Genomic DNA, 19333 nt, shown 5'->3' on the forward strand with positions numbered 1-19333 from the left:
GATGCTGCTGCCCAGGTTCATCCGGGCCATTCCTGACCGGCGGACCTCCGGTCCTGCGGCCTCCCGGTCGGCGGCCTTCCGGCCCTGCGGCCTCCCGGTCCGGCGGGGCGCGGGCTCAGGCGTCCCTCCGGGCGCGGCGGCGGAGCCGGAGCGGCAGGACGTACCAGCAGAGCGCGAACCAGAGCATCACACCGCCGGCGATCAGCTCCGCGAGCAGGCTCGGCAGCACCACATGGAGGATGAGCAGCAGGGTGCAGCCGATGGTGAGGGCGAGCAGCACCATGCCCGTCATCATGAGCCGGCCGGCCGCCTCCACCACCTCGGCCTTCAGCCGCTGGCCGGACAGGAAGCGGTGGATCGACACCGGGGCGATGAGGGAGGCGGTGGCGCCCGCGCCGAGCACCACGGTGAGCACATAGACCACCCGGTCGAAGGTGGCGAGGTCCCGGAAGAGCGGGGTGAAGGCGACGCTGAGCAGGAATCCGAAGAGGATCTGCACACCGGTCTGGGCGACCCGGGTCTCCTGGAGGATCTCGTGCCAGCGGCGGTTCACCCGTTCGCGGGCGGTCTCCGGCGGCCCGTGCTCGCCGGTCGGGTCCGCCGTCCCGCAGGTGGGGCACGTGCCGGGGCAGTCCTCGGCGGGCCGGGCCCCGGCCGCCGCCGGAAGGTCCTCCCGCTCCGGGGTTCCGGCCGGAGGGCCGGCGGGCTGATCGGTCATGGTCATGGCGTCCCTCCAGCGTCCGGGGTGTCCGGATGCCCCCTTTCCGGTGAACCACGCGTGAGCGGTCGTTCACCGGAGGGTCACCGAGCACATTCCGCCGCCGGGTGCGGGGGCGGTCCGCCGGAAGTCCTCGGGTGCAGCCTGTCCGACTTTTACCGTAATGTCCATAGATGATGTGTTCTGCCGCGCACCCTGAGCGCGCGCCCCGGGGACCGTCGCCCGCGCCTGTTCCGGCCGGTCCCGGGCCGTCCGGGGAGCGCCGTGCCCGGAGGGCGGTGGCGACGTGGTCCGGCCCGAGGAGACGGGGGAACGGGATCCGCTGGACCGGCTCCTCTCCCGGGCGCTGCGCGAGACCGACGCGTACGGCGGCGGGATCTATGTCCTGGATCCGCCGGGCCGGGTGCTCTCCGCCGTGGTCATGGCGGGGGTGCCGACCAGCGTCGCCCTGCCCGGGGCCCGGGTGGGGACCGCCGCTTCGGGGCCGCTGGCGCAGGCGGTCCGGGAGGGCCGGCTGGTCTGGGTCGGTGCCCAGGGCGAACTGTCCCGCCGGTATCCGCGCATCGGGCTCGCTCTGCCGTACGCCTTCGCCCTGGCGGCGGCCCCGGCGGTCAGCGCCCGGCACACCTGGGGCGGTCTGCTGCTGCTCTGGCCCGGCTCCCACCCGCTGGAGATCGAGCCGGAACGGCGCCGGGCCGTCGAACGGGCCTGCGGCCATGTCGGCGCGGCACTCCGCCGGGCCGACGAGGGCGGCCGCCCCGTCCTGCCCGCCGCCGAGCCGAGGGTGGTCCCGGTGCCGCGCCGCCGGGGCGTCACCCACGCCGAGGCGCAGGCCGCCGTGGACTACGCCGAGCGGCTCCCGGAGGGCGGCTGCTCACTGGATCTGGACGGCCGGGTCACCTTTCTCACCCCGGCCGGTGCCGAGCTGGTCGGCAGCGAGGTCATGGCGCTGCTGGGAAACCGGCCCTGGGAGGTGCTGCCCTGGCTGGACGACCCCGTCTTCGAGGATCGCTATCGCTCGGCGGTGATGAGCCGCCGCCCCACCTCGTTCACCACCCGCCGGCCGGACGGGCTCTGGCTCTCCTTCGACCTCTTCCCGGACGCGCGCGGCATCAGCGTCCGGATCGCCCGCGCCGCCATGGCCGGCCCCGCCCCGGCGGCCGCCCCCGGAACGCCCCCGAGCGGGACGGCGCCCGTGACCGGAACGGTTCCGGACGGTGGCGCCGCGACCCCCGCGACCGGCACGGGCTCCGGGGTGGCTGCCGCCTCCGGCGGTGGTACGGCCCCGGGGCCCGGCCCGGCACCCGCGACCGGCGGGGTCTCCGGGACCGGCGGGGTCTCCGGCGGTGGTACGGACCCGGCGACGCCCTCCGCTCCCGGTACGCCCTCCGGGACCGGCGGCGCCCCGGACAGCGCGGAGGCCTCCGCGGCCGGTGGAGCCCCGGACAGCGCGGCGGCCCCCGGGGCCGGGGCCCGGGCCCGGGTCGGGGTCCTGTACCAGCTGGCGCACCTGGCCGCCACGCTCACCGAGGCGCTCAGCGTGCCGGATGTCATCCGGCTGGTGGTCGACCAGATCACGCCCAGCTTCGGTGCCCGGGCCGTCGCCCTGTTCGCCGCTCAGGCGGGCCGGCTGCGGCTGCGCGGTCAGTACGGCTACGGCCCCGGGAGCGCGGAGCCGCTCGACTCGGTGCCGGTCTCGCCGGACAACCCGGCGGGCCGCGCGGTGCTCACCGTCCGTCCCGCCTTCTACGGCTCGCTCCGGGAACTGCGGAGCGTCTTCCCGGACGCCCCCCAGGACGACGGCCACGCGGCATGGGCCTTTCTGCCGCTGGTGGCGGCGGGCCGGCCGATCGGCTGCTGCGTCCTCGCCTACGACCGCCCCCATGTCTTCGGCCACGACGAGCGGGCACTGCTGATCGCCTTCGGCGGGCTGACCGCCCAGGCCCTGGACCGCGCCCACCTCTACGACACCAAGAGCGGACTCGCCCGCAGCCTCCAGGCCAGCCTGCTGCCCCAGGCGCTGCCCGAGCTGCCGGGGCTCCGGGCCACCGCCCGCTATCTGCCCGCGACCCGGGGCATCGACGTCGGCGGCGACTTCTACGACCTGGTGCGCCTCGACCCCACCACGGCCGCCGCCGTCATCGGGGACGTACAGGGGCACAGCGTCACGGCCGCCGCCCTGATGGGACAGGTGCGGACGGCGGTCCGCGCCCACGCCATCGCCGGGGCCGCCCCGGACGATGTACTCGCCCGCACCAACCGGCTGCTCACCGACCTCAACCCCGGCCTCTTCACCAGCTGTCTGTACGCCCAGGTCGATCTGGAGCGCCACCGGGTCCGCCTCGCCACGGCCGGCCATCTGCCGCCCCTGCTCCGCCACCCCGGCGGCGCCACCGGAACGGTCGCCCTGCCCCCCGGACTGCTGCTGGGCATCGACTCCCGGGCACGTTACGAGGCGGTGGACGTGTCCCTGCCGCCCGGCTCCGTGCTGGCCCTCTTCAGCGACGGCCTGGTGGAGACGCCGGGCACCGACATCGAGGACGCCACGGCCGGGCTCGCCACCGTACTGAGCGCCGGGGCACCCACCCTCGGTGCCCTGGCGGACCGGTTGATGCGTCATGGACGCGCCTCCGAGGACCGGACGGACGACACCGCCCTGCTGCTCCTCGGCCCGACGGCCGGGACCCCCTCCGGCTCCTCGCCCGGCCCCCGGGCTTGACGGCCCGCTCGCCCCGGCGGCCCGGCCCGACCGCCCGACCTGGGCTCTCGCACCCGACTGCGCACTTCTGATACAAAGAAACGAAAGTGCGCAGCAATGAGCAACGTGATCCTGCGCACGAGCAGTGACACCCACGCCCCCGGCCGGGGCGGAGCTTCGTCCAGGGAGGGCCCGTGCCGTCGTACACCGTGGAAGAGATCGCGTCCCAGCCGGACTGCTGGCAGCGCGCCGTCGACGAGCTGCCGCGCCACGCGCCGGCGCTGCCGGCGGCCGGGGAACGGGTGGCGGTGGCCGGCTGCGGCACCTCCTGGTTCATGGCGCAGTCCTACGCCGCGCTGCGCGAGGCGGCCGGCCACGGGACCACCGACGCCTTCGCCGCCTCCGAGGCGCCCCCGCGCCCCGGCCACTACGACCGGCTGGTGGTGCTCACCCGGTCCGGCACCACCACCGAGGTCCTCCAGTTGCTGGAGGCGGTGCGCGGCACCGTCCGCACCACCGCCGTCACCGCCGTGCCGGAGTCGCCGGTCACCGCGCTGGCCGACACCACGGTCGCCCTGGAGTACGCGGACGAGCGGTCGGTCGTCCAGACCCGCTTCCCCACCACCCAGCTGATGCTGCTCCGCGCCCATCTCGGCGGACACCCGGACCGGGCCGTCGCGGACGCGGCCGCCGCCGTGACCCGGGAGCTCGACCCGGCGGTGACCGGCGCCGGGCAGCTGACGTTCCTGGGCACCGGCTGGTCGTACGGGCTCGCCCAGGAGGCGGCGCTGAAGGTCCGGGAAGCGGCGGCGTTCTGGTCGGAGGCGTACCCGGCCATGGAGTACCGGCACGGTCCCATCGGCATCGCGGCCCCCGGCCGGGCGGTGTGGAGCCTGGGCCCGCTGCCCGACGGGCTCCCCGAGCAGATCGCCGCCACCGGCGCCGGCCTGGTGCGCCCGGAACTCGACCCGCTGGCCGAACTGGTACTGGTCCAGCGGGTGGCCGTGGCGCTCGCCGCCGCCCGGGGCCGGGATGTGGACAACCCGCCGCACCTCACCCGCTCCGTGGTGCTGGGCGGTGGCGCGTGAGCCTCACCGGCACCGGTCGCATCACCGCCGCCGCCGAGGCGGGGGGGCACGGGGTGGGCGCGTTCAACGTGGCGCTGCTCGAACAGCTGGAGGCCGTGCTGACCGGGGCCGGCCGGGCCGGCTCCGCGGTGGTCGTCCAGGTCAGCGAGAACGCCGTCGCCTACCGGGGCTCCCTCGCCCCGCTGGCCGCCGCCGCCCTGACCGCCGTCCGGGAGTCGGACACCCCGGCCGCCCTCCACCTCGACCACGCCACCCGCCCGGAGCTGATCCGCTCCGCCGTCGCCGCCGGATTCACCTCGGTGATGTACGACGGCTCCCGGCTGCCCTGGGCGGAGAATGTCGAGACCACCCGCCGGATCACCGACTGGTGCCACGAGCGGGGTGTCTGGGTCGAGGCCGAGCTGGGCGAGATCGGCGGCAAGGACGGCGCCCACGCCCCCGGCGTCCGTACCGACCCGGCGGAGGCCGCCGCGTTCGTGGCCGGGACCGGGGTCGACGCGCTGGCGGTGGCCGTGGGTTCCTCGCACGCGATGACGGAGCGCAGCGCCCGGCTCGACCTGGACCTCGTCGCCGCCCTCCGGGCGGCCGTCCCGGTCCCGCTGGTGCTGCACGGCTCCTCGGGCGTGCCGGACGACACCCTCGCGGCGGCGGTGGCGGCCGGCATGCGCAAGATAAACGTCGCCACCCATCTGAACGCCGTCTTCACCCGGGCCGCCCGAACCGCCCTGCGGGACGCCCCCGCCCTGGTCGACCCCCGCCGCTATCTCGCCCCGGCCCGGGAGGCGATGGCCGCCGAGGTGGCCCGGCTGCTGGGCGTCCTGGGCGCCACCGGCAGCGCCCGCCGGACGGCCGGCGACGGGGACCCGGTGGCCTCCGCCTGACCCCGGATCGCTCCCGTCCCGCGAGCCGCCGCCCGTGAGCGGTGCCGCCGCCGGGCCCGGTGGCCCAGACGGTTCAGACGGTTCAGACGGTGAGGACCTCGACGCCCAGGGCGCGGACGGCGGCCAGCTCGGCCCCGTCCGCCGCCGCGTCGGTCACCAGGGTGCCGATCTCCCGTACCGGGCAGATCCGGGCGAACGTCACCTTGCCGATCTTGGTGGAGTCGGCCACCACGACCGTCCGGGAGCCGGCCCGCAGGAAAGCCCGGTCGGTGTGCGCCTCCAGCTGGTCATGGGTGCTGCACCCGTGGGCCACGGTCAGCCCGTCCACCCCCAGGAAGGTCATGTCCAGGTGGTACTCGTCCAGCATCCGCTCGGCGGACGGGCCCACCAGCTCATAGCTCTGCGCCCGGGCCTCGCCGCCGACCACCACCAGCCGCACGTCCGGGCGGACCACCAGATCGGCGGCGATGTTCACCGCGTTGGTCACCACCGTGAGCCCGCCCCGGCCGGCCAGCTCCCGGGCGAGCGCGGAGACGGTGGTGCCGCCGGTCAGGCCGACCACGGCCCCCTCGGGCACCAGCGCCGCGGCCGCGGCGGCGATCCGCTGCTTCTCGGCCTGCTGCCGGCCGGTGCGGTGCCGCAGCGGCAGCTCGGACGCCGCGGTGACCGCCCCGCCGTGCGTGCGCTGGAGCAGCCCCCGCTCGTCCAGGAGCTGGAGGTCGCGGCGTACGGTCGCCCGGGAGACGTCCAGCAGCGCGGCCAGCTCGTGGACATCGGCGCTGCCCTCGGCCGACACATGGTCGAGGATGCGGTTCAGGCGATCACTTTTGAGCATGTGGGAAGTTTATCCGCTGCGTACCGGTGCGCGTTTACGGTTCGCGCCCCCGGCCCCCGGCCCCCGCCGCCGGGATACGAGCCGGTCAGCGCCCCGGCACTCGTCGTGGGGGCGCGTCCGGGCCACGGTGTGGACGCCCGGGGGCCGTACTGGTGATCGACTGGTACGGCCACGGGCCCGGCCGTACCGTCGGGTGGGTGGCGGACGGAGCCGTCCGCCCGTACGGAACGTCCGCCGACCCTCCTGCGAGGGATGCCATGACCGGACCACGGCCGACCCCGGCGACGACCGCCGCCCCCGCCGGACGCCACGGCGGCCACGGCATGGCGCTGCTCGTCATCGCCTCGTGCCAGCTGATGGTGGTGCTCGACATCACCATCGTGAACATCGCCCTGCCGCACATGCAGCGCGCGCTGCACTTCTCGACCACCGATCTCTCCTGGGTGGTCAACGCCTACACCCTCACCTTCGGCGGACTGCTGCTGCTCGGCGGCCGGGCCGGGGACATCCTCGGCCGCCGCCGGGTGTTCGTCTTCGGCATCCTGCTCTTCGTCACCGCCTCGCTCCTCGGCGGACTCGCCCAGGCGTCCTGGCAGCTGCTGGCCGCCCGCGCGCTCCAGGGCGTCGGCGGTGCCATCGCCTCCCCGACCTCGCTCGCCCTGATCAGCACCACCTTCGAGGAGGGCCCCGAACGCAACCGGGCCTTTGGGGTGTTCGCGGCGGTCTCCTCCGGGGGCAGCGCCATCGGTCTGCTGGCCGGCGGGGTCCTGGTCGAATGGCTCGACTGGCGATGGGTGCTCTTCGTCAATGTGCCCATCGGTGTGCTCATCGCCCTGGCAGCCCCGCGCTGCATCAAGGAGTCCGAGCGCCACCCGGGCGACTTCGACCTCACCGGGGCGATGCTCTCCACCGCCGGCATGGTCCTGCTCGTCTACGGCTTCATCCGCGCCGGCCAGGATGGCTGGAGCGAGGGGCTCACTCTGGCCTCCTTCGCGGTGGCCCTGCTGGTCCTGGTCCTCTTCGTCCTCGTGGAGCGCCGCTCCCGCAACCCGATCACCCCGCTCCACATGTTCGCCGACCGCAACCGGGCCGGCACCTACGGGATCATGCTCTGTCTCGCCGCCGCCATGATGAGCATGTTCTTCTTCCTCACCCTCTTCGTGCAGAACGTCCTGGACTTCGGCCCGCTCCTGGCCGGTCTGGCGTTTCTGCCGGTCAGCGCCATCATCGCGGTGGGCGCGGGGCTCGCCTCCCAGCTGCTGCCCCGGTTCGGCCCCAAGCCCTTCATGGTGACCGGGGCGCTGCTCGCCGCCGCCGGGCTCGCCTGGCTGACGCTGATCGACACGGACTCCAGCTACGCGAGCGGGGTGCTCGGGCCGATGCTGGTCTTCGGCCTGGGCATGGGGATGATGTTCGTCTCGCTGACGCTGATGGCCCTCTCCAATGTCCCGGTCCGCGAGTCCGGAGCCGCGTCCGGGCTGCTCAACGCCACCCAGCAGGTGGGCGGCTCGCTGGGGCTCGCCATCCTGGTCACCGTCTTCGGCACGGCGAGCGCCCACGAGGCGGCACGGCTGATCCCCGCCTTCCTGGCCCGGGCCACCCCGCAGGAACGGCTGCGGTTCCAGCGCTCCGGCGAGCTGCCCGGCCGCCTGGCCGACCAGGTACTGACCTACGGCGTCTCCACGGCGTTCATCCTGGCCGCGGTCTTCGCGGGGATCGCCGCGCTGATCGCCCTGCTGGTGATCCAGGTCCGGCCCTCGGACATCGAACGCCTCAAGGGCGGCACCGGGCCGGGCCCGGGTCTCTGAGCCGGGGGGCGCGGCAGCCGGCGGCGGGCCGCCCCCGGCGCCGGTCCCGGCGGGCCCCGGGAGGCCGCGGGCGAAATTCCCGCGTCTAGAGTTCCGGGGTGTGACGATCATGCGTTCCCTCGCCCTGTTCGTGCTCGCCGCCCTGCTGGAGATCGGCGGCGCCTGGCTGGTCTGGCAGGGCGTCCGCGAGCACCGGGGGCTCGCCTGGATCGGGGCCGGGGTGATCGCCCTGGGGCTGTATGGATTCGTCGCTACCCTCCAGCCCGACGCCGACTTCGGCCGGGTGCTGGCCGCGTACGGCGGTGTCTTCGTCGCGGGATCGCTCGCCTGGGGCATGGTGGCCGACGGCTACCGGCCCGACCGCTTCGACGTGCTCGGCGCCCTGGTCTGCCTCGCGGGCATGGCCGTCATCATGTACGCCCCCCGGGGCCACTGACAGGAACGCACGCCCCCCGAGGGCCGCTGACCGGGCCCCGGCCGGGCGGACACCGGAAAACCGGCGCCTGCCCGCACCGACCGGCCACCCGTACCGGAACCGGCCGGAAGAGACGCGCACCCCGTGCCACCGCCCCGCGGCGGATCTAGAATCGCCGCCCATGGAGCCGACACCGCAGCCCCCGCGGCGCGCACCGGAGGACCGTCCCCGCCCCGGCGCCGATCCGGACGCCGCTCCCGGGCACTGTCCCGATCCGTTCCGCGAACTCTCGCTGGCCGACCTGCGCCGCCGTGCCAGCGCCAAATGGCGGGTGTACCCGCCCGATGTGCTCCCGCTCTGGATCGCCGAGATGGATGTGCCGCTCGCGGAACCGGTGGCCCGGGCCCTCACCGAGGCAGTCGCCCTGGGGGACACCGGATACGCCGTCGGCGGCCCGTACGGGAAGGCCCTGGCGGCGTTCGCCGCGGACCGCTGGGGCTGGCACCTCGCCGCCGAGCGCACCGCCATGGTGCCCGATGTGATGCAGGGCATCGTGGAGGTGCTCAAGCTGATCACCGGGCCCGGCGACCCGGTGGTGGTGAACAGCCCCGTCTACGAGCCGTTCTACCTGTTCACCGGCCACCTCGGACGCCGGGTCGTGGAGGCTCCGCTCGGCCCCGGGCACCGCGTCGACCCGGAGCGGCTGGCGGACACCTTCCGCCGGGTCACCGCCGGCGGCGGCCGGGCCGCCTATCTGCTGTGCAGCCCGCACAACCCGACCGGCACCGTGCACACCGCCGAGGAACTGGCGACCGTGGCCGCCCTGGCCGGCCGGTACGGCGTACGGGTGGTGGCCGACGAGATCCACGCGCCGCTGGTGGCCCCCGGGGTGCCCTTCGTGCCGTACCTCACCGTGCCCGGGACCGAGGACGCCTTCGCGCTGCTCTCCGCCTCCAAGGCCTGGAACCTCGCCGGGGCCAAGGCGGCGCTCGCCGTCGCGGGGCCGGGCGCCGCCGCCGACCTGGCCCGGCTGCCGCCCGAGGTCTCCCACGGCCCCAGCCACCTGGGCGTCCTCGCCCACACCGCGGCCCTGCGCGAGGGCGGCCCCTGGCTCGACGCGGTGCTGCGCGCCCTGGACGCCCACCGGAAACTGCTCACCGGCCTGCTGGCCGAACGGCTGCCGGGGGTCCGGTACACGGCGGAGCCGGGCACCTATCTGGCCTGGCTGGACTGCCGGGGACTCGGGCTCGGTGACGACCCGGCCGCCGTCTTCCTGGAGCACGGCCGGGTCGCCCTCACCCCCGGGCATGTCTTCGGCACCGGGGGCGCCGGCCACGCCCGGCTCAATCTGGCCGCCTCGCCCGAGGTGATCACCGAGGCGGTCCACCGGATGGCCGCCGCGGCCGAGGCGACCGCCGCCCCGGGCCGGGCGCCGGCCGGCGGAAGCGGGCCACCGTCCGGTCACTGACGGACGCCCGGTCACTGACGGGTACCCGGCGCGGGCGGACATCCGGCGCGGACGGGCCCGTATATCCGCCCGGCCCGCCCGCCGCCCGGCCCCTCGTCTCGGTCCGCGCCCGCCACCGGTCGTCGTCTCGGCTCGTCCGTCACCGGCCGCCGTCCCGGCCCGTCGGGCATCCGGCGGTCACCTCGGCCCGGCCGTCACCCGGCCGCCGTCCCGACCCGGCCACCACCTCGTGCCCGGCCGTCATCCGGTCCGCCGTCCGGGCACGTCCGGCGCGCCGGTCATGTACCCGGACCACACCCGCAGCGGCAGCGAGCCGGCCTCCGCCCCGTCACCGCCCGCCGTCCCGGTCATCGGCAGCAGCCCGCCCTCGCCCGCCCGGCTGCGGAAGGCGGTGACCGCCGTGGAGAGCCGGTCCGTGTAGCCGACGAACCAGGAGGCGGGCATCCGGTCGTCCGCCTCCGTGCGACCGGCGGCCACCGGCGGCAGTGCCCGCAGCGCCTCGGGGGAGACGGCGTCCACCGCCACGTCCCGCAGCGCCTCCGTGACGCCCCGGGCCACCTCCCGGTCGAGCACCCGTCCGCCCCGGGGCGGGTCGAACCCCTCCAGCGGCTCGCCCCGGTACGACACGGCCGTCACCGAGTACGGTTCGCTGCTCAGCCCGCCCGCCGCGAAGGTGGCGTACGCGCCCGCCATCCGCACCGCGCTCGGCGTCGAGGTGCCGGCCGAGAAGCCGGGCTCCAGCGGCGCCATGCTGAGCGGCAGCAGACCGGTGCCGACCGCCAGATCGCGCACCCGCTCCAGCCCCACGTCCTCGCCCAGCCGGCGGTACACGCCGTCGCCGTCCCGGACCAGCGCCTCCCGCAGGGTGGGCGTCCGGTCAGCGCCGGACACCGGGTCCGCCCCCTCCGGCCGCAGCGGGAGCACCTGCGGCGACCGGTCGGTCAGGCGCCCGGACGGATCGTAGAAGCTGTCCGGTGTCACCCGTCCGGCTCCGTCCGGACCACTGCCGCCACCGGAGTCCGAGCCGGAGCCGTCGTCGCTGTCGTCGCCGGACCGCGAGCCGGCCGGGCCCGCCCCGAGCTGGAGCGCCGCCGCCAGCACGAACGGCTTGAACGCCGAGCCCACCGGAACCCCCGAGGTGTCGGCGTTGTCGGTGAAGTGCCGGGTCGCGTCCGCACCGCCGTACAGCGCCAGCACCGCCCCGTCGCCCGGCCGCACCGAGGCGGCGCCGATCTGCACGTCCCGGTCCGCGGTCCGGCGCGCCGGATCGAGCCCCTCGGCGGTGACCCGCTCCACGGTCCGCCGCAGCCGCTCCACCTCCGCCCGGTCGAAGGTGGTGCGGATCCGGTAGCCGCCGCGCCCCAGTTCCTCGGTGGTCAGCCCGGTCCGCTTCCTGACGTACTTGTCGGCCACGTCCACCAGGTAGCCGGTCTGCCCGGCCAGGCTGGTGGCCACCGACCGGGGGCGCGGCTCGGGGAAGACCGGGTACGCTGCCCGCTCCGCCCGGGACATCAGGCCCAGCTCGACCTGCCGGTCCAGCACGTACCGCCACCGCGCCTCGGCCCGCCGGTGGTGCGCCGGGCCCCGGGACGGGTCGTACTGCTCGCCGCTCTTCAACAGCGCGGCCAGCAGGGCCGCGCGCGGGGGATCGAGGTCCTTGGCGTCCGTGCCGTAGTAGGCCATGGCGGCGGCCTGCACCCCGTAGGCGTCCCGGCCGAACCAGCTGGTGTTCAGATAGCCCTGGAGGATGTCGTCCTTCGACAGCGACCGGGACAGTTTCACCGCCAGACACAGCTCCTTGAGCTTCCGCTCCAGCGTCTGGTCCTGCGTCAGATAGGCGTTCTTCACATACTGCTGGGTGATGGTGGAGCCGCCCTCCACCTCCCCGCCCCGCACCATGTTCACCACCGCCCGGCCGAACCCCCGCACCGAGAATCCGGGGTCGGTGGCGAAGGTGGCGTTCTCCGCCGCGATCACCGCGTTCCGCAGCGCCGGCGGGATGTCGGAGAGCGGCACGTTCTGGCGGTTGACCGGCCCCACGCTCACCATCTGGGTGCCGTCCGCCCAGTAGTAGACATTGGCCTCGGCCCGGGAGGCCGTGTTCACGTCCTCGATGCTCACCGAGGCGTACACCCGGCCGACCAGCGCGGCGAGCGCCGCGCAGCAGAGCAGGGCCAGCCCGAGCAGCTGGCGCCAGGACGGCAGCCAGCGGAGGGGGCCGCGCCGCCCCCGGCGCGGATAGTCGACCCGGAAGCGCCGTCCGGTCCCGGCCGGGCCCCGCCCGCCGGCACCCGCCCTCCGCCCGCCGAGACGCCACCGGCGCGCCCACGCCCGCGCTCCCGCTCCTGCCCATCGGCGCAGCACCCGCATCGACCCCTTCCGTACGTCCCCGCCTCCCGGTATCCGCCGCCACCGGATACGGCGCCCGGAGCCCGCCCGTTCAGCCGCCGGTACCGGGCGGGCGGCGGAGCCGTACCGCGCGAACAGCCCCCGTACGCACCGCCCCGCCGGACGGGCAGTCCTGCCGTACGCACCGCCCCGCCGGGCGGAGGGCCCCGCCGCACGAACAGCCGAGCCGGACGCGCGGCACGGCGGGGCGCGGGCTGCAATGGAGGGCATGACCGCGCCCCCCGACGACTGCCTCGCGCGCAATGAGTGGATCTGCGGCGCCTATCTCTCCAGCCGGCGCGAGATCCTCCGGGACGCCGTCCTCCAGCACCTCCATCTCACCGTGGTCTCGGTCCTGGTGGCCCTGGTGGTGGCCGTCCCGCTCGCCGTGGCGGCGCGCCGGCTGCGCTGGGCGGCCGGGCCCGTGCTGGGGCTGACGACCGTGCTCTACACGATCCCGTCGCTGGCCATGTTCTCGCTGCTGCTGCCGGTGTACGGGCTCTCCGCGACCCTGGTGATCGCCGGACTGGCGCTCTACTCGCTCACCCTGCTGGTGCGCAACATCCTGGCCGGGCTGCGGGCCGTCCCCGAGGAGACCCGGCAGGCGGCCCGGGGGATGGGCTACGGCCCCGTACGGCTGCTGCTCGCCGTGGAACTCCCGCTCGCCCTGCCCACCGCCATGGCCGGCCTGCGGATCGCCACCGTCTCGGCCGTCTCACTGGCCACCATCGGCGCCATCGTGGGCTTCGGGGGTCTGGGCAACCTCATCTACTCCGGGATGAACACCTACTTCAAGGCACAGGTCCTCACCGCCTCGGTCCTCTGCGTGGTCATCGCCGTCGCCGCCGATCTGCTGCTCCTGTTCGTCCAGCGCCTGCTCACTCCCTGGACCCGGCGAGGCGGCAGGCCGGGGCGGGCCGGGCCCCGGCGGGCGCCGGCGCCACCGAAGCCGGCGGAGTCCGCGGAGCCGACGGGGCCGACGGAGCCGGCGCAGCGCACGGAGCCGGTCGCATGACCACCCTCGGCGCCGCCTGGGAGTGGCTCACCAGCGCCGCCCACTGGTCCGGCGGGGACGGCGTCGCCCACCGGCTCGCCGAGCACCTCTACCTCACCGGCGTCTGTCTCGCCCTCAGCTGCGCCGTCGCGCTGCCCGTCGCCCTGGTCCTCGGCCACCTCGGCCGGGGCGGGGCGCTCGCCGTCAACCTCGCCAACGCGGGCCGGGCCGTCCCCACCTTCGCCGTGCTGGTGCTTCTGCTGCTCAGCCCGATCGGCGGCTGGGGCTCCTGGCCGACCGTGATCGCCCTCGTCCTGTTCGCCGTGCCGCCGCTGCTCACCAACGGGTACACCGGGATGCGCGGCGTGGACCGGGACGTGGTGCGGGCGGCCCGGGGGATGGGCATGACCGGCCGCCAGCTGCTCCTCCGGGTCGAACTCCCGCTGGCGCTGCCGCTGGTCCTCACCGGGGTGCGGATCGCCGCCGTCCAACTGGTGGCCACCGCCACCGTCGCCGCGCTCGCGGGCGGCGGCGGCCTCGGCCGGATCATCACGGCGGGCTTCAACACCGCCTCCACCCCGCAGGTGATCGCCGGCGCCTTCCTGGTCGCGGGGCTCGCGCTGCTGGTGGAGGGCGCCTTCGCCCTGGTGCAGCGGTTCGCCTCGGCCCACCCGGGCGGCGGTACGGGATGAGGCGCCCCCGCCGGGCGCCCGCCCCGCCCGGCCGTCCGCCGGAGGCGTCCGCGCGCCGGGCGCCGGGCCCCGGGACGGTCTGCCGGGCGCCGGACCGGCCCGCCGGCCGGACCCCCGGGCGGTCCGCCCGCCGGAGGGCCGTACTGGCCGGGCTGCTGCTGGCGCTCACCGGCTGCGCCACCGGGCCGTCCCTGGAGAACCGGGGCCAGGTCACCGCCCCGCCCGGGGACAGCCGGGACCTGACCATCGGCACGGCCGGCTTCACCGAGAGCGAGCTGCTGGCCCGGATGTACGCCCTGCTCCTCCGGCGGGCCGGCTACCGCACCGGCATTCTCACCGTCACCAACCGGGAGCTGTACGAACCCGCCCTGGAGAGCGGCCGGATCGATGTGGTGCCCGAGTACGCCGCCACCTTCGCGGACTGGCTCAACGCCAAGGCCAACGGCCCGGACGCGGCCACCGTCGGATCCCCCGACCTCACCGCCACCATGACCGCGCTGCGCCGGCTCGCCGCCCCGCGCGGCCTGACCGTCCTCGAACCGGGCCGGGCCGTCGACCAGAACGCCTTCGCGGTGACGGAGACGTACGCCCGCGAGCACCGGCTCAGAAACCTCAGCGACCTGGGGCGGGCCGGACTGCCGGTCCGGCTGGCGGCGGGCGACGAGTGCGTGCGGCGCCCGTACTGCGCGCCGGGGCTCCGCCGGGTGTACGCCATCGACATCACCGCCGTCGACCCCAAGGGCGTCGGTACCACCCAGGCCAAACAGGCGGTCCGGGACGGCCGGGACCAGCTGGTGCTGACCACCACCACCGACGCCACCCTGGACGGCTTCGGCCTCGTCCTGCTCGCCGACGACAAGCACCTCCAGAACGCCGACTACCTCGTCCCGGTCGTCAACCGCGCCCGGGCAGGCGGCCCCGGGGTGGCCCGGGCACTGAACGCGCTCCGCCCGGTGCTCACCACCGCCGACCTGGCCGCTCTCAACGAGCAGGTGGACAGCTGGCGGCGGCTGCCCGAGGACGTGGCCCGCGACTATCTGACCGCCAAGGGCCTGCTGCCCTGACCCCGGGCGGCCACCGGTACGGAGGTCCCCGACGGCCCCGCCGCCACCGGTACGCCGGTCCCGGCCTGCCCAGCCCCGGACGGCGGCCGCGACCCGGCACCCGGCTCCGGCCCGGGCCCGCCCGGCCCCTGCTCGGCTTCCCGGCCCCGGCCCGGGCCCCCGGCCCCTGCTCGGCTCCCCGCCCCCGCCCCCGGCCCAGCTTCCCGCCCTGCTCGGCTTCCCGCCCCGCTCAGGCCCCCGGCCCGGGCTCCCGGACGGCCCCTGGTTCCGGCCTTCGGCCCGGCGCCCCGCCCGGCCAGGCCCCCGCCTCCGGCTCGGGCCCCTCGCTCAGGCGTCGGACACCGAGTCCACGTCCACCGTCCCGCGCGGCACCCCCCGGGCGTCCGCCCCGACCGAGCGGCGCAGCGCCTCGTGGAGCAGACCCGGCGTCAGCACCCCGACGAACCGTGAGCCGTCCAGCACCGCCACCCATCCGGCGTCGTGCTGGAGCATCTCCCCGAACGCCCGCTTCAGCGGCGCCCCGACCGGCACCCACGCCTCCATCCGGCGGGCCAGGTCCCGCACCCGGCCCTCCTCGCCCGCGATCGCCAGCGCGTCGGCCGCCACCCAGCCGTGCAGCTCGCCGGTGGCATCGAGCACCACCGCCCAGCGGGCGCCCTCGGCGCGCAGCCGGCCCGCCGCCACCGGGGCCGGCTCGTCCAGCCGGGCGACCGCCGGCTGCTCCAGGTCGCCCGGCTCGATGGGCGTGACCGAGAGCCGCTTCAGCCCCCGGTCCGCCCCGACGAACTCGGCGACATACCGACTGGCGGGCGCGCCCAGCACCGCCGCCGGGGTGTCGAGCTGCTCGATGCGCCCCGCCCCGTAGACGGCGATCCGGTCACCCATCCGCACCGCCTCCTCGATGTCATGGGTGACCAGCAGGACCGTCTTGCGCACGGTCGCCTGGAGGCGCAGGAACTCGTTCTGCAACCGCTCGCGCACCACCGGGTCGACCGCGCCGAACGGCTCGTCCATCAGCAGCACCGGCGGGTCCGCCGCCAGCGCCCGGGCCACCCCGACCCGCTGCCGCTGCCCGCCGGAGAGCTGGGCCGGATAGCGGGACCCGTACGTCGCCGGGTCGAGTCCCACCAGCTCCAGCAGTTCCGCCGCCCGGGCCCGGGCCGGCCCCTTCCGGCGGCCGGTGAGGGTGAGCACGGTGGCGGCGTTGTCGAGCACCGTGCGGTGCGGGAACAGCCCGACCTGCTGGATGACATAGCCGATCCGACGGCGCAGGGCGACCGGATCGGTGCCGGCGATGTCCTCCCCGCCGACCAGGATCCGGCCCGAAGTGGGCTCGATCAGCCGGTTGACCATCATCATGGTGGTGGTCTTGCCGCAGCCGGACGGCCCGACGAGGGTCACCAGTTCGCCCTCCGCGACCTCGAAGGAGAGACCGTCCACGGCGGTCGTCCCGTCCGGGTACACCTTGCTGACCTGCTCGAACAGGATCATGCGACCACGGTAGGCGCGCCCGCCCCGGCCCGCACACGGGACCGGCGCCTCCGCCCCGCCCCGGCGGGATGATCATCCGGGGCCTATCCTGCGGGCATGACCGCGCACCCGTCCGGACGGCCGGACGCCCCGCTGGAGCCCATGCCCGAGGACTGGCACCGCGCCCTCGCCGTCGTCGCCCATCCGGACGACCTGGAGTACGGCTGCGCCGCCGCCGTGGCGCTCTGGACGGACGCCGGCCGGGAGGTGGCGTACGCGCTGGCCACCCGGGGCGAGGCGGGGATCGACACCCTGGCCCCGGACGAGTGCGGGCCCCTCCGGGAACGCGAGCAGCGGGCCGGCGCGGCCGTGGTCGGGGTGGCCGAGGTGGAGTTCCTCGGCCACCGGGACGGGGTGATCGAGTACGGCCCCCGGCTCCGCCGGGACATCGCCGCCGCCATCCGCCGCCACCGGCCGGAGCTGGTCATCACCCTGAATCACCGGGACACCTGGGGCGGCACCGTCTGGAACACCCCGGATCATGTCGCCGTCGGCCGCGCCACCCTGGACGCGGCGGGCGACGCCGGGAACCGCTGGATCTTCCCCGAACTCACCGCCGCGGGCCTGGAGCCCTGGGACGGGGTGCGCTGGGTCGCCGTCGCCGGTTCCGCCACGCCCACCCACGCGGTACCGGCGGAGCCCGGCATGGAGCGGGCGGTGCGCTCACTGCTGGAGCACCGCGCCTATCTCACGGCGCTGACCGACCAGGACCCGGAGGAGTACTGTCGCGCGTTCCTGACCGGCACCGCGGGGGCGACGGCCGCCCGGTTCGGCGGCCGCCCGGCCGTGGCCTTCGAGCTCTTCCCGCGCTGAGCCCCGGCCGCCGGCACCCGCCCGCCGCGTTTTCGCCGGAACGGCAAAGAAGCTTGCCGCTCCCGCAAGCCGCCGGGCACCCTGGCGCCATGAGCGACGACGAGGCCCCGGACGAGGCCCCGGACCAGGCCCCGCTGGACGCCGTACTGCACGAGGTGGGCCCCCGGCTCCGCAGGCTGCGCAAGGACCGGGGCGCGACCCTGACCGAGCTGTCCGCGGCGACCGGCATCTCGGTGAGCACCCTCTCCCGGCTGGAGTCGGGCCGCCGCCGCCCCACCCTGGAACTGCTGCTGCCGCTCGCCCGGGTCCACCGGGTACCGCTCGACGAACTGGTCGGCGCCCCGCCGGTGGGCGACCCCCGGGTGCGGGCGGAGCCCATCGTGCGGCACGGACGCACCATGCTGCCGCTCACCGGCCGGCGCGGCGGCACCCAGGCGTACAAGATCATCCAGCACCCGGGCGGCGCCGGGGCCCCGGATCCGCGCACCCACGAGGGCTACGAGTGGCTCTATGTCCTCTCCGGACGGCTCCGGCTGGTGCTGGGCGAGCATGATCTGATCCTGGAGCCCGGCGAGGCGGCGGAGTTCGACACCCGGGTGCCGCACTGGTTCGGCCCGGCGGGGGAGCGGCCGGTGGAGTTCCTGAGCCTCTTCGGCCCGCAGGGCGAACGGATGCATGTCCGCGCCCGGCCCCGGCCCCGCACGTCCTGAGCCACGTCCGCGCCGGACCCCCCGGGTCCTGAGCCGGCGCCCGGCGGCCCGTGGGCCCGGACGGGGCCTGTCCGACGGTACGAGCGACCGCTTAGTATGCGGTGCCCGGCGCGCGCTCCCACGCGCTGCCGTCCCGACCCTTCACGGAGGCCCCGGATGCAGGCATGGCGAGTCCACCGGACCGGTGAGCCGGACGAGGTGATGAGCCTGGAGGAGACGGCGCGGCCGGAGCCCGGCGCGGGACAGCTGCTGCTGCGGGTGCGGGCCGCCAACATCAACTTCCCGGACGCGCTGCTCTGCCGGGGCGAGTACCAGATCCGCCCGCCGCTGCCCTTCACCCCCGGTGTGGAGATCTGCGGCGAGACCGCCGACGGACGCCGGGTGATCGCCACCGCCGCCCTGCCGCACGGCGGGCTGGCCGAGTACGCGGTGGCCGACGCGTCCGGGGTGCTGCCCGCCCCGGAGGCGCTGGACGACGCCGAGGCGGCCGCCCTGCACATCGGCTACCAGACCGGCTGGTTCGGGCTGCACCGCCGGGCCGCCCTGCGTCCGGGCGAGACCCTGCTGGTGCACGCGGCGGCGGGCGGGGTGGGCAGCGCGGCCGTCCAGCTCGGCAAGGCCGCCGGGGCCCGGGTGATCGGGGTCGCCGGCGGCGCGGACAAGGCGGCCGTGGCCCGCTCCCTGGGCTGCGACGTGGTGGTGGACCGGCGCCGGGAGGACGTGGTCGCGGCGGTGAAGGAGGCCACCGGCGGGCGCGGCGCGGACGTCGTCTACGACCCGGTCGGCGGCGACGCCTACCGCCAGTCGGCGAAGTGCGTCGCCTTCGAGGGCCGGATCGTGGTGGTCGGCTTCGCCGGCGGCGAGGTCCCCGCGCCCGCGCTGAACCACGCCCTCATCAAGAACTACGCGATCCTCGGGCTGCACTGGGGGCTGTACCAGCGGTACGACCCCGAGGCCGTCCGCCGCTGCCACGACACGCTCACCGACTACGCGGCCCGGGGCCTGATCCGGCCGCTGATCAGTGAGCGGGCCCGCTTCGCGGACGCGGCCGGCGCGGTGCGGCGGGTCGCGGACGGGACGACGACCGGACGCCTGGTCGTGCTGCCCCCGGCCGCCGGGGACGGCGCCGGAAGCTGACCGCCCGGGGCCGGCTCCGCTCGTACGGAAGCCCGTCCGGGCCCGGAGCCGTCACCCGGCGGCGCTCCGGGGCCGGCCGGGGTACGCCGGTGCG

The 19333-nt window shown here is 76.0% G+C and carries 16 protein-coding genes; 12 read left to right on the forward strand and 4 right to left on the reverse strand.

Annotated elements, in window-relative coordinates:
- Window positions 1–115: 115 nt before the first annotated feature.
- Window positions 116–724, reverse strand: a complete 609-nt coding sequence (locus tag NX801_RS04140) for a DUF6328 family protein (RefSeq protein ID WP_258785508.1) — start codon at window positions 722–724, stop codon at window positions 116–118.
- A 280-nt stretch (window positions 725–1004) separates the two neighbouring features.
- On the opposite strand from NX801_RS04140, the gene NX801_RS04145 reads away from it, so the two are divergent.
- The 3 genes from NX801_RS04145 to NX801_RS04155 all read left to right on the forward strand — a co-directional run bounded on the left by NX801_RS04145 (window position 1005) and on the right by NX801_RS04155 (window position 5385).
- Complete coding sequence (locus tag NX801_RS04145; protein WP_258785509.1) at window positions 1005–3437, forward strand: SpoIIE family protein phosphatase; 2433 nt, start codon at window positions 1005–1007, stop codon at window positions 3435–3437.
- A 173-nt stretch (window positions 3438–3610) separates the two neighbouring features.
- The gene (locus NX801_RS04150) at window positions 3611–4504 is read left to right on the forward strand and encodes an SIS domain-containing protein (protein WP_258785511.1); all 894 of its coding nucleotides are present in this window, start codon (window positions 3611–3613) and stop codon (window positions 4502–4504) included.
- Entirely contained in the window at window positions 4501–5385 is an 885-nt protein-coding gene (locus tag NX801_RS04155) for a class II fructose-bisphosphate aldolase (protein ID WP_258785513.1), read from the forward strand. The genes NX801_RS04150 and NX801_RS04155 overlap by 4 nt, the downstream gene beginning before the upstream one ends.
- An 82-nt stretch (window positions 5386–5467) precedes the next feature.
- Here NX801_RS04155 and NX801_RS04160 read toward each other — a convergent pair whose 3' ends face one another.
- Window positions 5468–6220: a DeoR/GlpR family DNA-binding transcription regulator gene (locus tag NX801_RS04160; RefSeq protein ID WP_258785514.1), complete on the reverse strand. Its 753-nt coding sequence runs from the start codon at window positions 6218–6220 to the stop codon at window positions 5468–5470.
- Window positions 6221–6543: 323 nt separating this feature from the next.
- Here NX801_RS04160 and NX801_RS04165 point away from each other — a divergent pair, with 323 nt between their 5' ends.
- The 3 genes from NX801_RS04165 (at window position 6544) to NX801_RS04175 (ending at window position 9911) form a co-directional block, all read left to right on the forward strand.
- On the forward strand, window positions 6544–8028 hold the full coding sequence (locus tag NX801_RS04165; protein WP_258785659.1) for an MFS transporter: 1485 nt from the start codon (window positions 6544–6546) through the stop codon (window positions 8026–8028).
- A gap of 100 nt (window positions 8029–8128) precedes the next feature.
- The gene (locus NX801_RS04170) at window positions 8129–8464 is read left to right on the forward strand and encodes a YnfA family protein (protein WP_258785516.1); all 336 of its coding nucleotides are present in this window, start codon (window positions 8129–8131) and stop codon (window positions 8462–8464) included.
- Window positions 8465–8624: 160 nt separating this feature from the next.
- Window positions 8625–9911, forward strand: coding sequence for a MalY/PatB family protein (locus NX801_RS04175; RefSeq protein WP_258785520.1), 1287 nt, complete (start codon window positions 8625–8627; stop codon window positions 9909–9911).
- 240 nt (window positions 9912–10151) lie between these two features.
- Here NX801_RS04175 and NX801_RS04180 read toward each other — a convergent pair whose 3' ends face one another.
- On the reverse strand, window positions 10152–12281 hold the full coding sequence (locus tag NX801_RS04180; protein ID WP_258785523.1) for a transglycosylase domain-containing protein: 2130 nt from the start codon (window positions 12279–12281) through the stop codon (window positions 10152–10154).
- Window positions 12282–12528: 247 nt separating this feature from the next.
- Here NX801_RS04180 and NX801_RS04185 point away from each other — a divergent pair, with 247 nt between their 5' ends.
- Genes NX801_RS04185 through NX801_RS04195 form a run of 3 tightly spaced genes read left to right on the forward strand, consistent with a single transcriptional unit; the run spans window position 12529 to window position 15049 of the window.
- Window positions 12529–13314 carry an ABC transporter permease gene (locus tag NX801_RS04185; protein ID WP_258785524.1) on the forward strand — a complete coding sequence of 262 codons (786 nt, stop codon included), beginning with the start codon at window positions 12529–12531 and terminating at the stop codon, window positions 13312–13314.
- Window positions 13311–13985, forward strand: coding sequence for an ABC transporter permease (locus NX801_RS04190; protein WP_258785525.1), 675 nt, complete (start codon window positions 13311–13313; stop codon window positions 13983–13985). The genes NX801_RS04185 and NX801_RS04190 overlap by 4 nt, the downstream gene beginning before the upstream one ends.
- Entirely contained in the window at window positions 13982–15049 is a 1068-nt protein-coding gene (locus NX801_RS04195) for an ABC transporter substrate-binding protein (RefSeq protein ID WP_258785526.1), read from the forward strand. The genes NX801_RS04190 and NX801_RS04195 overlap by 4 nt, the downstream gene beginning before the upstream one ends.
- Before the next feature lie 327 nt (window positions 15050–15376).
- Here the strand turns inward: NX801_RS04195 and NX801_RS04200 are convergent, their stop codons facing one another.
- A complete protein-coding gene (locus NX801_RS04200) occupies window positions 15377–16540 on the reverse strand; it encodes an ABC transporter ATP-binding protein (RefSeq protein ID WP_258785527.1) in 1164 nt (387 codons plus the stop codon).
- Between the two features lie 96 nt (window positions 16541–16636).
- Between NX801_RS04200 and NX801_RS04205 the strand changes: the two genes are divergently transcribed.
- From NX801_RS04205 to NX801_RS04215, 3 genes are all read left to right on the forward strand, one after another.
- Window positions 16637–17392: a PIG-L deacetylase family protein gene (locus NX801_RS04205; RefSeq protein WP_258785529.1), complete on the forward strand. Its 756-nt coding sequence runs from the start codon at window positions 16637–16639 to the stop codon at window positions 17390–17392.
- Between the two features lie 89 nt (window positions 17393–17481).
- Complete coding sequence (locus NX801_RS04210) at window positions 17482–18102, forward strand: helix-turn-helix domain-containing protein (protein WP_258785531.1); 621 nt, start codon at window positions 17482–17484, stop codon at window positions 18100–18102.
- Between the two features lie 156 nt (window positions 18103–18258).
- A complete protein-coding gene (locus NX801_RS04215; protein WP_258785532.1) occupies window positions 18259–19239 on the forward strand; it encodes an NADPH:quinone oxidoreductase family protein in 981 nt (326 codons plus the stop codon).
- The last annotated feature ends 94 nt before the right edge of the window (window positions 19240–19333 follow it).

Origin of the sequence: Streptomyces pyxinae (assembly GCF_024756275.1) — a bacterium.
GTDB lineage: Bacteria > Actinomycetota > Actinomycetes > Streptomycetales > Streptomycetaceae > Streptomyces > Streptomyces pyxinae.